This is a genomic window from Actinomyces vulturis (assembly GCF_001687305.1).
Classification (GTDB): Bacteria; Actinomycetota; Actinomycetes; order Actinomycetales; family Actinomycetaceae; genus Actinomyces; species Actinomyces vulturis.
The window spans coordinates 83204-97967 of sequence record NZ_LZRK01000003.1 but is presented as its reverse complement, the minus strand read 5'-3'; the positions used below and the strand labels follow the sequence as shown (position 1 = coordinate 97967).

Genomic DNA, 14764 nt, shown 5'->3' with positions numbered 1-14764 from the left:
CCCGACGGGATCAGCCCGTTATCGCTGACAATCGAGCGGCCCCGCGTTATTCACGTGTGGGCAAGCGAGGTGGTACCGCGGCCCGCCGCACCCCTCCTCTCACACTCACCCAGTATCGCTGGAACGAGATGATGAGAAGGAGCGGTGTGAACGGCGTCGTCCTCGTGAAGATAGTTGTCAATTATTGATCTCACGGAAGGTGCCCCTCTTGGCAACCACACCCGCTCATAACGGCCAGGCGTTTTACCCCCTGCATCGTGACGGCCAGCCAGTGACGGCCAACCCCTCATTCCCTGACATTGAAAAAGATGTCCTCGCTTACTGGCAGGAAGACGGCACATTCCAGGCATCCATTGACAACCGCGATGCTGGACGCAACGGGGACAACGAATTTGTCTTCTATGACGGCCCGCCATTTGCTAATGGTCTGCCTCACTATGGCCACCTTCTGACCGGTTACGTTAAGGACGCAGTAGGCCGCTTTCAGACCCAGCGTGGTCGCCGTGTTGAACGCCGCTTCGGTTGGGATACTCATGGCCTCCCCGCAGAACTCGAAGCACAGCGTCTCCTCCACATTGATGACATCTCTGAAGTGACTGCTCCTGGCGGCATCGGTATTGCCAAATTCAACCAGGAATGCCGTGACAGCGTCCTGAAGTACACCGACGTCTGGGAAGATTACGTCACTCGCCAGGCACGTTGGGTGGACTTCGACAATGACTACAAGACCCTCGACCCCTCCTACATGGAGAGTGTGATTTGGGCCTTCAAGAGTCTGTATGACAAGGGCTTGGCCTACCAGGGTTACCGTGTCCTTCCTTACTGCTGGAATGACCGCACCCCGTTGTCTAACCACGAACTCAAGATGGATGACGACGTCTATCAGGACAAGCAGGATGAGACCGTCACCGTCGGTATGCGCTTGACTAGTTCTCTCCTCGACGCCGCGGAGTACGAAGCAGCATCCGTGCCCACTCCGTCCACTCCCGAACTCGTCCTCATCTGGACTACCACTCCCTGGACCCTGCCCTCTAACCTCGCTGTGGCCGCAGGCCCTGACATTGATTACGTGGTTGTCCACGTCGCTGATGATCTTGATAGCCCTCTGGCAGGTCAGAACGTAGTCCTCGGTCAGGCGCGCCTTGAGGCTTACGCCAAAGAACTCGGAGAAGAACCCACCGTCGTTGCCACCCTCAAAGGCTCCGAACTCGTGGGCAAGCACTACCACCCTATCTTCGACTACTTCAACACCCCCGAAGGCGTGGCAGAAGGCGGAGCTCCCGGTCCCAATGGCTGGTCCATCATTGGTGGCGACTACGTCACCGTTGACGACGGTACCGGCCTGGTCCACATCGCCCCCGCCTTCGGTGAAGACGATATGTTCGTCTGCCAAGAAGCAGGCATCAACCCCGTGGTTCCTGTTGATGATGGTGGCTGCTTTACCAGCGAAGTTCACGATTATGAAGGCATGCAGGTCTTCGAATCGAACAAGCCCATCATCACCGACCTACGTGATGGCTCCGGCCCTCTTGCACGCGTTGATGCTGCTGAGCGCGCCGTGCTCGTTCAGCGCAAGAGTTACGTGCACTCCTACCCCCACTGTTGGCGCTGCCGCAAGCCCCTGATCTACAAGGCAGTGAGCTCCTGGTTCGTCAAGGTCACTGCCATCCGTGAGCGTATGGTGGAACTCAACCAGGAAATCACCTGGGTTCCTTCCCACATCAAGGACGGCATTTTCGGTAACTGGCTCGCTGGTGCCCGTGACTGGTCCATCTCCCGCAACCGCTTCTGGGGTGCACCCATCCCCGTGTGGGTCAGTGACAACCCTGAATACCCCCGCGTGGACGTCTACGGATCCTTCGCAGAACTCGAAGCCGACTTTGGCGTTGAGATCAAGGACCTCCATCGTCCCTTCATCGATACGTTGGTTCGTCCCAACCCCGATGACCCCACCGGCCAGTCCATGATGCGTCGCATTCCCGATGTGCTCGACTGCTGGTTCGAATCCGGCTCCATGCCCTTCGCCCAGGTGCACTATCCCTTCGAAAATCGTGACTGGTTCGAAAACCACTACCCGGGTGACTTCATCGTCGAATACATTGGACAGACCCGTGGCTGGTTCTACACCCTTCACGTTCTAGCTACTGCGCTTTTTGACCGCCCGGCCTTCACCACCTGTGTCTCCCACGGCATTCTGCTCGGTGACGATGGCCAGAAAATGAGTAAGTCTCTGCGCAACTATCCTGATGTCAATACCGTGCTCGACCGCGACGGTGCTGACGCAATGCGCTGGTTCCTCCTGTCTGCCCCCGTCATGCGCGGTGGCAACCTTGTGGTAACCGACCAGGCTATCCGTGACACCGTGCGTCAGGTCCTCCTGCCCGTGTGGAACACCTGGTACTTCTTCTCCCTCTACGCCGGAACCGCCAACGATGGAGCCGGATATGTCAGCAAGGGAATCGACGTCACCAACGACGCACTTTTCGGTGCTAACGGTGAACTCGATGTGATGGACCGCTATATTCTGGCTCGTACCCGCGACCTAGCCAACACCGTTGGCCAGCAGATGGAGGACTACGACGTCACTGGTGCGTGCGCCACCATCCGTGACTTCCTCGATGTGCTCACCAACTGGTATCTGCGAACCTCCCGCTCCCGCTTCGTTGACGGCCAGACCCTTGCCTTCGATACCCTGGCCACTGTCCTGAAGACCCTGATGGAAGTCATGGCACCTCTCGCGCCACTGACCACCGAGGAAATCTGGCGAGGCTTGACCGGTGAGCGCTCCGTGCACCTGACCGATTGGCCCGTCCTGTCTGATCTTATGGCTGACGATGAACTCGTTGCTGCTATGGACCAGGCCCGTGACGCCGTCTCCAGTGCCCTGAGCCTGCGTAAGGCTCAGAAACTCCGCGTCCGCCAGCCGTTGCGTACCCTGACTATCGCCACCACCGATGCGGAAGGCCTCAAACCCTTCGCTGACCTCGTGGCCGATGAAGTCAACGTCAAGGACGTTCGCATTATGGACGCCACTGAGGCAGGCTACTGCGAACGGCGCGAAGTAATGCTCAACCCCCGTGCCTTCGAACCCGCAGTACGTCAGTTGACCAGCAAACTTTTCGCCGCTGCCAAGTCCGGTCAGTGGGAAGTGGGCGAGGATGGTTCCGTGACCTTCCCCGGTGTGGAACGCGATGGTCAACCTGTCGTCCTCAGTGGAGACGCCGTGTCCGTCACCTCTCGCATCGAGGTGGACTCTGATGATCTGGCAGCAGCCATGCTCCCCTCTGGCGCCTTTGTGGTTCTCGATACCGCACTGGATGAAGAACTCGAAGCCGAAGGCTGGGCACGTGACATCATCCGAGTCATTCAAGATGAGCGTAAGGCCGCAGACCTCCACGTCTCCGATCGTATCCACGCCACCGTCACCGTTCCGGCTGACAAGGTGGAATGGACCGAGCGTCATATCGATATGATTCGCACGGACACAGGCTCTAACGCCATCACCGTCGACGCAGGAGACGTGAAGGCTCCCGAAGCAACAGTGGAGAAGATCTAATGACGACTGAGCACACCGCTCACTCGCACCCTGAGCCCCCTAAGCAGCACTCTGGTGCAGCCTTCGGTATTCCCGAAGGTGCCTCGGAGGAGGAAGTCGTTGATGCTGTTTTCGGTGTTGATGAATCCCTGCTTCCTTATCTCGAAGCAGCAGATTCTGACGACCTCAGCCTTGCTGAAGTCCGTGAAGCAGGAATGAATGCTCAAGAACGCGCCAAACAGGCTGACGATGAGGATCGTGAAGCACTTCGCGCACTCATCGCCGGCCAACTCCTCGGTGACGATGAACAGCAGCGCATGGAAGCACTTGATGCCCTACTTTCTGACATCGATACTGATGACTGGCAGGACTGGGATAACGATGACGATGAGGATGACTCATCTGCAGCTCAGAGCCATGAGGCCCTGCTGCGTCAGGCAGCACGAGAGGTGGATACCCGCGCCCGCATGCGTGCTATTGAACAGGAAATCCTCTCTCGCGCGCCTGAACATAAGGTGCAGCCCTCACTTGAGCGTATCGAAGCATTCTTGGACCTCGTGGCTCATCCCGAGCAGACCTACAGGGTTGTCCACGTAACCGGAACGAACGGTAAAACATCCACTACACGTATGGTTGAATCGCTCTTGCGCGCCACCGGAATGCGTACTGGACGATTCACCTCCCCTCACCTGTCCACCATTCGTGAGCGTATCGCGCTGGACGGAGAACCCATCAGTGAAGAAGCTTTCATTGCTGCTTGGGAGGATGTAGCTCCCTATATCGCCATGGTTGACGAACAGTCATTGGCCAATGGGGGAGTGCGGATGAGTTTCTTTGAAATCCTCACTTGTATGGCTCTTGCTACTTTTGCTGACTACCCCGTTGATGTGGCCATCATCGAGGTGGGAATGGGAGGCCGGTGGGACGCCACCAATGTGGTCCCTGGGGACGTGGAAGTCATAACACCGATCGGTTTGGACCACTCCATGTGGTTGGGTGAAACCATCGAAGAGATCGCTACCGAAAAGGCAGGAATTATCAAACCGGCCTCTAGCGTGGTGGTCTCATCACAACGCCCCGAAGCGTGGGCTCCTATCCTGGCAGCTGTCGAAGAAACGGGAGCACTACTACGTGCCGAAGTTGCTACTGACGCCGAACGTACCAGCGATGATGAATGGTTTAGTTCCGCTTCTGTTACCCGTCCAGAGGGTGAACTCCAGGTGCTTGATCGCCAGTTGGCGGTAGGCGGGCAACTTGTCACCCTCAAGACTGCCGCTGCGGTATATGAGGATATATTCCTTCCTCTTCATGGCGAACATCAAGCTCATAATGCGCTTCTGGCGCTCGCGGCTTGCGAAGCTTTGTTTGCGGGACGTCCTATCCCGGGTCAGGTCGTTGAGAATGGTTTCTCCAGCGTTACCAGTCCTGGTCGGATGGAAGTCCTTCGCTCCTCACCGACAGTTGTTGTGGACGCTGCTCATAATCCTCATGGCATTGAGGCTCTTCGTGCGGGCATGGAAGAAGTTTTCCATTTCAGTCATCTGGTCGCCGTGGTAGGTGCCATGGCAGATAAGGATGTGGAAGGTATCTTCGCTGGACTTGAACCAATGTGCCAGTCAGTGGTGTGTGTCCCTATTGACTCACCTCGTGCAATGGATGTTGATGAGTTGGCAACTGTGGCTCGTGAGGTTTTTGGTTCTGATCGTGTGGACTGTGCCGAGTCTCTTCTCGATGGCATCGAAAAGGCTGCAGCTGCCGCTGAAAACCATGACGATCCTTTGCCATCTTCGGGTGTGCTGGTTGTGGGGTCAGTGGTTCTTGCTGCACAGGCGCGCCAACTCTTCGGCAAGGCTTAAATATCTTCTTGCGCCCCTTCATCTGTGATCGACACGAGTATAGATAAGGTGGCAAGGAGTTAGTCCATTGTCGGGCAGAGGGGAGTTGAACTGATGTTCGCCCTGCGCCGCGAGATTCCACCTGACGCTGATTGTCGGGCAAGGGGGAGTTGAACTGATGTTCGCCCCTTGCCCGGCAATCTCTTCTTTGAGACTTCACGTTGACCCGAAATTCTTGTCCCTCGCCATCGTGTCGCTGTTGAATATGACGATGGCTTTTTCTTTGGTTTTTCACCCCAGGGAGAGACTCAAGGCAATCCATTGTGACAGTTACTTCAGTTGATGGCGTAGGGCATCGACACAGGGGGGAGAAGCCCCAAAGGGATCTGTTGTGGCTGTTAGCTCGGGAGAGGACTATTGAGAATACTGCACCGGATGCATCGTGAGCGTAGTGCCATCCCAGGTAATGGTTGTGGTTGCCTGACCAGAGTACGCAAGGTGGGCATCGGCGTCGTCACCCGGAACAATCTGGTTCATCCACGTTACGGTAGCCTGATCGCCAGAGGTCAGCATTGATGTCACAATGGCTTCGCCATTGCCTGCGCCGTGCTCGCGCAGATCAATACTGGAGACTAATGCGCCTTGTGAATCGTAGGCCGCTAAGACTGTGTGGAATGTCGGGGATCCATTGTCATGGCACTCTAGGGGAACGACTGTCACGGTGTTGTAGACATGGTCGAGAACAGTACTCGGTTCACGAACCCATACGGTTGCTTCACCGATATGAGCGACTCCCGCATTAAAAGCGGCCACCTGGTTGCCTGGCACACATGAGGGGGGAATGTTGACTGAGGAGGAGGCAAAGACAGAGCGAACGACGGGACCTGTTCCCAGGACACTGATACCAATTTCGTCGCTCGACTCGTTCATAGAAGCCAAAGTTGCAGCGCTAACCTGACCATGTCCGTTAGTTATCGTAACAACGAGTCCACCAACAATGCGCTTGCCTGATGCATTGTCAGACCTGTCTGCTCCTAATGAGTCGGATGAGGATTCTTCATCACTGATATCAGACTTATTTTCGTCAGATGACTTGTCAGGTTGATCCGCGTCATCTTGGGCGTCAGAAGAAAAAGCGCTGTTGCTGTTATCTGCTGGGATGAGAAGGTCACATCCCGCCATTGATGACGTGACACTGGCCTGAGGCATTGTGGCCGGAGCCTGCCCTATATGACATGACATACTCAGTGATGACAGGGGAAGAGCGATAAAAGCGTCGCGGAGTGTGGAGTGTTCAGAGTCAGATATATTCTGGTACGAATCATCGTCAGTGTTAACACGCTGATTCAGCGCTACACGTACATCCTGCGATGACACAGACCAGAGAACTGCCTCATCGTTACGTGAGAGCGCAGTAAAGAAGTCAATCGCTGTATTTTCAGTTATCCGTGTCAGATCGAGCGAATTCTCAGTGGGACCCGGGGCAGGTGTCACAATGGCGCTATCAGTCCCTGGAGTAGAGGTCCATTCATCAGGTTCGCTGTGTGGTCCACAGGCCGCCACACTGATGAGTCCAGCCATACAAACGCCCGTAGCCAGGAGACGAGAACTGCGATGGGGGGAGGTGGTTCGCAAAGACAACATGAGGGGCCTTAGATGCGTGAAACAGGGGAGATTGCGGGAAGTGATGCACTGTTATGTGCACAACACGCCCACTATCATAAAATGTGAGTTCATTTTTCGCGCTGAACAGGCATCGTGCGTAGAGCAATCGATGGTTTTCCTTCGACGAGTTTTGTACATTCAACGTCGAATTCATGGGAAAATGGGCTAAGGAATGCATATTTGACAGCACTCATCATTGGCGAAAGGCTGACTCCATGGAGCTCGATTCCACCTGGGCGCAAGACTGGGTACGCCGCAGCGCGCAAGCGATGACCCAGCAGCGTAACGAATTGATTGATCTTGACCGCGCTATTGGCGACGGTGATCATGGGGAAAATCTTGATCGCGGATTCGCTGCAGCAGTTGCCCAGCTTGATGCAGTCGCTGAAACTGACGATGCTCCTCATACCGTTGCCGATGTTCTAAGAATTACCGCTGCTGCCCTCATGCGTCACGTGGGTGGTGCAGCAGGGCCGCTTCTGGGCACCGGATTGCTTCGCGCAGCCCGTGAGGCAGAAGCGCAAAATGACGTTATCGATTCTCACGGTATTGCCCGTATTCTTGACGCCGCAGCGCAAGGTATTAGCGCCCGTGGCCGGGCCGTAGTGGGAGACAAAACCATGGTGGATGTGTGGGTGCCTGCTGCACAGGCAGCACATCGCGCAGCCGACGAAGGAGGCTGCCCCGGCCAGGTTCTCGCCGCAGCAGCACAGGCTGCTCGCTCGGGTGCCAAAGATACTGAAGCCATGGTGGCTAAGCGTGGGCGTGCATCTTTCCTTGGTGAGGATTCCCGTGACCACCGTGACCCCGGAGCACAGTCCAGTGCTCTGATGCTTTTGTGTGCCGCTCAAGCCGCAGCCGCGATGCACGCAGCCCAGGACCATGAGGCTCCCTGCGCCGCATTGACTCATGAAGCATTATCTTCTCTTCCTGACCTAGGCGATCTCTCGTGACCTCACCGGTTCATCGGGGCACCCCGTTGACTGCTCTGGTGGTGTTTTCTCACTCCCGGATGCTTGCGGAGGGAGTTGTTGAACTTGCCCGAGGAATGGCTCCCACTGTTGCCCTGTATGCCGTGGGCGGAACTGTTGATGGGCGTTTGGGGACTGATGCGGATGAATTGACGCGCGTTGTCGATGAACTTCTCGACCAAGGACACGAAGTTCTGATCTGTCCTGATTTGGGAAGTGCAGTGATGAGTGCTGAATTCGTCGTCGACATGCTTGATGACCCTCGCGTGGGTGCCGTGGACCTTCCTCTTGTGCGCGGCACCATGGCAGCAGCATGCTCAGCTCAACGTGGCGATGATATGCGTACCTGCGCCCAGGCAGGAGCGCAAGCTTCCCAGTTTGTGGCCGGGAGTAATCCAGTAAGCATGTCTGTCAGTGACGACCATGAGCTTTCTTGTTTGTACGATGTCACACGAGCCACCGTTAACTCTGTGCCAGTCGATACTGTTGATCTGACACGATCGGCTACCACGCCCAGTGGCAGTGATATGAACGTAGAGCACACTTCTAGTGGTGGGGAAGGTAAGGTATCAGTTCATCTGCACGCCCTGCAGGCCCCTGCCCAGCTGCCTATCCCTGAAGCACATCCGCTGCGACGCATTGTTGATGTGGCAGATCCGGACGGTATCCATGCTCGTGTTGCCGCAGCAATCACATACGCTGTTCATCGTTACGATGCCTGTGTTGAAATCAACGGTGCTTCGGCACGCAATATTTTCGATCTCATGGGACTGGGAGTTTCCTGCGGTGAGGGGGTCACCATTGTCAGTTATGGCCGCGAGGCAAAAGACGCCTTAGAAGCCGTCTGTGAAATCCTCCTTGCTACCTCACACGAGACAACCTCACACGAAAGGGCCTGATTATGAATGAATTGACCCGTACCCTCATCCTCATTAAGCCTGATGGCTACAGCCGCGGTCTGACTGGAACAATTCTGCAGCGTATTGAAGCCAAGGGATACACGCTCAAAGCACTATCGGTGGTTAACGCAAGCGAAGAACAACTTGCCTCTCATTACGCTGAGCATGTCAACAAGCCTTTCTACCCAGGCGTTCGCGACTACATGATGAGCGGCCCGATTGTGGCTGTCATCGTCGAAGGCTACCGGGTCATCGAAGGAATGCGTTCCATCATGGGGGCTACTGATCCCACCACTGCAGCCCCCGGCTCTATTCGTGGAGACTTGGCTTGCGCTAGTAGTGATGACACCATCCGCAACCTTATTCATGGCTCAGATAGCCTTGAATCGGCCACACGAGAAATCGCCATCTGGTTTCCCGAACTAGCCTGATCGCACCCTGATCGTCAGGTTCGACTCGTGCATCTGAAAACACTGACCATGAAGGGTTTTAAATCCTTCGCCTCATCGACCACGCTCACCCTGGAGCCAGGGATTACTTGCGTGGTGGGCCCCAATGGGTCAGGCAAATCCAACGTGGTGGATGCACTGACCTGGGTCATGGGTGAGCAAGGCGCCAAGAATCTTCGCGGTGCCAACATGAGCGACGTGATTTTCGCAGGTACCTCCGCTCGTCCGCCGCTCGGACGCGCTGAAGTGAGCCTGACAATCGATAACTCTGATGGTGTATTGCCAATCGATTACACGGAAGTCACCATCACCCGTACGCTCTTTCGCGGAGGCGGCAGTGAGTACCAAATCAACGGTTCACCGGCGCGTCTACTCGACGTTCAAGAACTCCTTTCTGATACGGGTCTTGGCCGACAAATGCACGTCATTGTGGGACAAGGACAACTCGATTCCGTTCTGGCTTCATCGGCTATGGATAGGCGAGCTTTTATCGAAGAAGCTGCGGGTGTACTCAAACACCGGCGTCGTAAAGAACGCGCGTTGAAAAAACTTGACTCCATGGCAGCCGATCTTGCCCGAGTCAATGACCTTACTGTGGAATTACGTCGACAATTGGGTCCTCTTGCGCGCCAAGCAGCCGTAGCACGACGCGCCCGCATTATCCAGGCCCAAGAACGTGATGCCCGCGCTCGCCTCCTGGCTGATGATCTTGTTCAAGCCCAGTTGCTTCTTGAGGCCGGACACGAAGATGTTTGTCAAGCTCAGCGTCGCCGTGAAGCGGTGATGGCTGAGCAAGATGAAGCTCGAGTTGCTTTACATCAGCGCACCGAAGAACTTAGCGTCCTTGAGCGTGAGGTTGATACCTCCACACGCATGTGGCAAGACCTTAAAGACGTAGCGCGAGAACTCTCTTCAGTAGCACAAGTTGCTCATGACCGACTCTCACTACTCGCCGTACCTTTACCCCAGCCTCAGGGAACGGATCCAGAAGAACTGGAGCGCCGCGCACGTCAGGCTGACGAAGAGCTACAGGCCCTTCAAATCACTTGTACCCAAGGCGATGAGGCACTTATTACGGCTGGAGAAGCGCGCCTGGCAGCTGAACGCTGTGAACAAGAAACTCTCGCAGCCTTGACTCAGGCACGCGAAGAATTGTCCCGCGCTCGTGAATCCGCTGCTCGCCTTGGCGGCCGTGTGGCCTCTGCACAATCACGAGTTGACGCCTCTCAACAAGCCCTCACCCATGCACAATTAGCACTCGAACAAGCACAAGAGCGCCAGCGCACAGCTGCGCACCACCTTGACGCACTCGCGGACGCTGATGAATGTTTAGGCGATGGCGCTGACCCAGGCCAAGCTCAACAACGCCACGATGCAGCAACTCAGGCATTAACGCTAGTTCGCGCTGAGTACCGCGAGATTCAGCAGGATCTTTCCGAAGCTCAGGCTGCACTGGCAACATGGACCGCGCGCGCCGAAGCGTTGGCGATGACGATGAAACGAGAGACGGCCTCAGACGCATCGACAAGGCTGGGGGTGTCAGATATTGCTTTCGCTCAGCAATTCACTATTGATGATGGCTGGCATATGGCGATTGCTGCTTTGTTGGGAGACTTTGCCGATGCATTGATGGCGGAGTCTTTTACTCAAGCAGTGTCCGCTCTTGAATCAGCTCGCGATTATGACATTGCGGGCCTTCATATTGTGAGCCCACCGCCCATGTCCCATTCTTTCTCTTCGTCGGCTTTGTCATGGTTCGAGCCAGGGGAGTGGGACCTGCAGGCGTTTCCCGATATTCGCGTGGCTACTGAAGTGGTGCACACGGAGATATCAATGCTGCTTCCCGTGCTAAACACCTTGATGAGGGGAATGTTTCTTGCCTCGTCACGACAGGTAGCCGCACAGTTTATTGAAGTTAATCCTCAGGCTATTGTCGCTACACGCGATGGTGACTTGTTAGCAGCTGGATGGGTGCGGATCGCAGGAAAAGCCCAATCCACGCTGATTGAAGTAAGTGCCGCTTACGACGAAGCTTGTGAACATGCTGAACAAGCTACTGCTCATCGTGATGCCCGGCAAGAGGCTCTTCGGCAGGCTCATGAGCGTGTTGAAGCAGCCGCTGACGAAGCTCGAATTGCCCTAGATGAACTGCGTCAAGCCGATGCTCATGCTGCAGCTCAAGCGGGTGAGCGTGCGCGTGTTCAGGCTGCTTATGATGCTGCGTGCGCTGATACCCAACGCGCTCAAACGGTGCTGACTCGTTCTCAGGACGAGCACCAACGCTTTCTTGTTGCCCTCGCTAATGCGAAGGCCGCCTTTGATGATGTGGAGAGTGCGGATCACTCTGCCCTTGAGCAGCGGGTGAGCCAAACCCAGCAGGAACTTGACCAGGCAACACAGGCAGCCAAAGACTGTCGAGCCCGGGAAATGGAACGTCGTCTGGAACTGCGAAGCGCTCAAGAACGTTTATCTTCACTCCAAGGTCGAGCACAATCTCTACGCTCCGCTGCCCGTCATCAACGCACTGCACAACAGGCGGCAGCGCGCCAGGAACGTCAACGGCAAATTGATGTGGTAGTCGCCCACGCTATCAGTGAGCAAGCCCAAGCCGCTTATGAAGCAGCTCAAGCAAGTGTGCTCCAAGCTCAGCAACGTCGCGATGAAGCTCACCATCACCACCGTCTGTGTGCGCACGATGTAGCTCAGATTCGTGAGCGCATTGAAGAACGCGAAAAAACACTGTCCATACTTACAGATACGGCCCACCGTCAGGAAATCGCTCGTGCTGAGCAGCGCATGCGTGTTGAGCAACTTGAACAGCGAGCGATGGAAGAACTGGGCATCGACGCTGAGGTCTTAGTTGAGGAATACGGCCCTCATGTCCCTGTTCCCCTCCTGGATGACATTGATGATGCAGACAGCGATGAGGGGAATGGCCGTGAAGACCGTGCAGGCATTCCTTTTGTCCGTCATGAACAAGAGCGGCGTCTGGCTCGAGCCCAACGTGATTTAGCCAAACTGGGTAAGGTCAACCCGCTGGCTCTTCAGGAGCACCAAGCTCTCGAAGAGCGCCATTCATTCCTTAGCGAGCAACTGGCAGATCTCACCCAATCGCGTGATGATCTGCTGGCGATTGTTGAGGATATTGATGCTCGCGTTCAAGAGGTTTTTGAACAAGCATTTCTCGACACCGCCCGTGAATTTGAAACCGTATTCGCCACCTTGTTTCCTGGTGGGTATGGGCGATTAGTGCTAACTGATCCGAGTAATATGCTCACCACTGGTGTGGATATTGAGGCTCGTCCTGCGGGCAAGAAGGTCTCTCGGTTAAGTTTGCTTTCCGGCGGTGAGCGTAGCCTGGCTGCTGTGGCATTGCTCGTTGCCATCTTTAAAGCGCGTCCATCTCCCTTTTATGTCATGGATGAGGTTGAGGCTGCTCTGGATGACACCAACCTTGGTCGTCTCTTAGAGATTTTCACGCAGTTGCGTGATTCATCCCAACTGATTGTCATCACCCATCAGAAACGGACAATGGAAGTGGCGGATCGTCTTTACGGCATCACCATGCGGGATGGTGTGACTCACGCAGTCAGCCATCGTCTTGAAACGGCGACGAAAGTTACGTCTTTATAACAAAAAGTTTTCAATAACCCCGTTTCGTGAGGGGAATCGCATTACAATTGTGCAACATTGGCGCGCTTGCCTTGTGCTGCACAGTCCCTGATGGGGACCATGGTGTCCATGGGCAACATCATCATTCCAGTCATTATCTTCCTCATTGCAGGACTGGGGGTTCTTGGCCTGGTCCTGCTCGAACGGCGCCCGGCACGCGAATGGAGTGAACAAATTCGTACCATTCGTGACCAGGCCCCTGTGGTACCTCTGAATGACGTGGACGTCATTCCTGAAGACGTTCATCTTTCGGATTTGTTCACCACAGATTCCACTCCGGTCTACACCGGAACCCAGCGCATCCAGGGTCTGGTCAGCGCAGTAGAAAAAACCTTCGAAGTAGCTGAGCACTCCACTCAAGCCATGCGAGTTAAAGTTAAAACTAAAGGGTGAATCTTGCTAGTCGGCTTGGTGGTGTTGTCTGAGTACCAAGCCGCATCACCGAATTCGACGCCGAGCGGCACGTTCACATGAGAACGTGACCTCTCGGCGTCGCTGTGTTGACTGAGGTAACACAGCCGAAGGTAGAGCCTCAGTAAGGCATAATGGGCGTTATGGATTCAACCCTGCTTGCTCTCATTGCAGTAGCTGCAATTCTTGCTATCACTCTCATCGGTGGTTTGTTTTATATTGCAGGTTCGAAGAAGCGTAGCCAAGCGCAACTACCTGACCATCTCACCCCGCACATTCCCACTAGCGATGAGGATGTAGTTCCCACATCAACCGCGCCTGCTGTTGGAGGGGGAGAGGTACAGGCCACTCCTGCATTACCGAGCCTTGAGGTTCCCGAATCCCTTGACGGACGTATGGTTCGTCTGCGCTCTCGTCTAGCGAAGAGCGGCGGCTTTGGCCAAGCAATTGTCAACGTTCTTTCCCGCGGTGACCTGCAGTCCAGCGATTGGGAGGAAATTGAGGATACTCTCCTCAGCGCGGACTTGGGGCTTGAAGTCACTGACTCCATCATGGATGCCCTACGACAGCATGCCAAGGTTCTTGATACCTCGGATGCTACCGTGATTCGCCAGGCTCTTCGTGAACAACTCCTTGCTCTTGTAGATCCTTCGCTGGACCGCTCCTTGAATACTGAGCGTCCCATGATCGCTCGTGACGGTGGCGAAGTCTATGCCCCCGCTTCTGTCTTAATGGTTGGTGTGAACGGCACCGGTAAGACCACCACGTGCGGCAAACTTGCTCGTGTCCTCGTGGCCGATAACAAATCTGTGCTCATGGGCGCCGCCGACACCTTCCGTGCTGCCGCCGCTGAACAACTCACCACTTGGGGCAACCGCGTGGGCGTAGAAGTTGTTCGCTCAGACAAGGAAGGCGCTGATCCCGCATCCGTGGCCTACGATGCCATTAGTCAGGGCGTGAAAACTGATGTGGACGTCGTCCTCGTCGACACCGCCGGCCGCCTCCAAAACAAAGCCGGACTTATGGACGAACTGGGCAAGATCAAGCGCGTCATGGAAAAGGTCTCTCCCGTGGGAGAAATCCTCCTCGTCCTCGATGCCACGACGGGCCAAAACGGTATGCGTCAGGCTCAGGTGTTCTCCGAAGCAGTGGGCGTGACCGGCATTGTGCTGACCAAACTTGATGGCACCGCTAAGGGTGGCATTGTGGTTACCGTTCAGCGTGAACTAGGTGTTCCTGTGAAGTTTGTTGGACTGGGCGAGGGGCCTGACGACTTGGCTCCCTTTGATCCTGAGTCTTTTGTTGATGCCATTGTTGGAGCATGATC

General features: G+C 55.5%; 9 protein-coding genes. 8 read left to right on the top strand and 1 reads right to left on the bottom strand.

From position 1 onward, the window contains the following. Positions 1-208: 208 nt before the first annotated feature. Positions 209-3556: an isoleucine--tRNA ligase gene (gene ileS, locus A9753_RS05190; RefSeq protein ID WP_245637374.1), complete on the top strand. Its 3348-nt coding sequence runs from the start codon at positions 209-211 to the stop codon at positions 3554-3556. Beyond that, positions 3556-5391 carry a bifunctional folylpolyglutamate synthase/dihydrofolate synthase gene (locus A9753_RS05185; protein WP_067781399.1) on the top strand — a complete coding sequence of 612 codons (1836 nt, stop codon included), beginning with the start codon at positions 3556-3558 and terminating at the stop codon, positions 5389-5391. The genes ileS and A9753_RS05185 overlap by 1 nt, the downstream gene beginning before the upstream one ends. A gap of 393 nt (positions 5392-5784) precedes the next feature. Here the strand turns inward: A9753_RS05185 and A9753_RS05180 are convergent, their stop codons facing one another. After that, a complete protein-coding gene (locus tag A9753_RS05180; RefSeq protein WP_067781395.1) occupies positions 5785-7014 on the bottom strand; it encodes a hypothetical protein in 1230 nt (409 codons plus the stop codon). A 236-nt stretch (positions 7015-7250) separates the two neighbouring features. Between A9753_RS05180 and dhaL the strand changes: the two genes are divergently transcribed. The 6 genes from dhaL (at position 7251) to ftsY (ending at position 14762) form a co-directional block, all read left to right on the top strand. Then, complete coding sequence (gene dhaL / locus A9753_RS05175) at positions 7251-7988, top strand: dihydroxyacetone kinase subunit DhaL (RefSeq protein WP_067781391.1); 738 nt, start codon at positions 7251-7253, stop codon at positions 7986-7988. After that, complete coding sequence (dhaM, locus tag A9753_RS05170; RefSeq protein WP_067781388.1) at positions 7985-8905, top strand: dihydroxyacetone kinase phosphoryl donor subunit DhaM; 921 nt, start codon at positions 7985-7987, stop codon at positions 8903-8905. Before dhaL ends, dhaM begins: the two co-directional genes overlap by 4 nt. A gap of 2 nt (positions 8906-8907) precedes the next feature. Next, a complete protein-coding gene (gene ndk / locus A9753_RS05165; protein WP_067781386.1) occupies positions 8908-9336 on the top strand; it encodes a nucleoside-diphosphate kinase in 429 nt (142 codons plus the stop codon). Between the two features lie 27 nt (positions 9337-9363). Further along, complete coding sequence (gene smc / locus A9753_RS05160) at positions 9364-12987, top strand: chromosome segregation protein SMC (RefSeq protein WP_067781383.1); 3624 nt, start codon at positions 9364-9366, stop codon at positions 12985-12987. A gap of 99 nt (positions 12988-13086) precedes the next feature. Next, positions 13087-13419, top strand: a complete 333-nt coding sequence (locus A9753_RS05155; protein ID WP_067781379.1) for a hypothetical protein — start codon at positions 13087-13089, stop codon at positions 13417-13419. A 161-nt stretch (positions 13420-13580) separates the two neighbouring features. Continuing rightward, a complete protein-coding gene (gene ftsY / locus A9753_RS05150) occupies positions 13581-14762 on the top strand; it encodes a signal recognition particle-docking protein FtsY (RefSeq protein WP_067782241.1) in 1182 nt (393 codons plus the stop codon). The last annotated feature ends 2 nt before the right edge of the window (positions 14763-14764 follow it).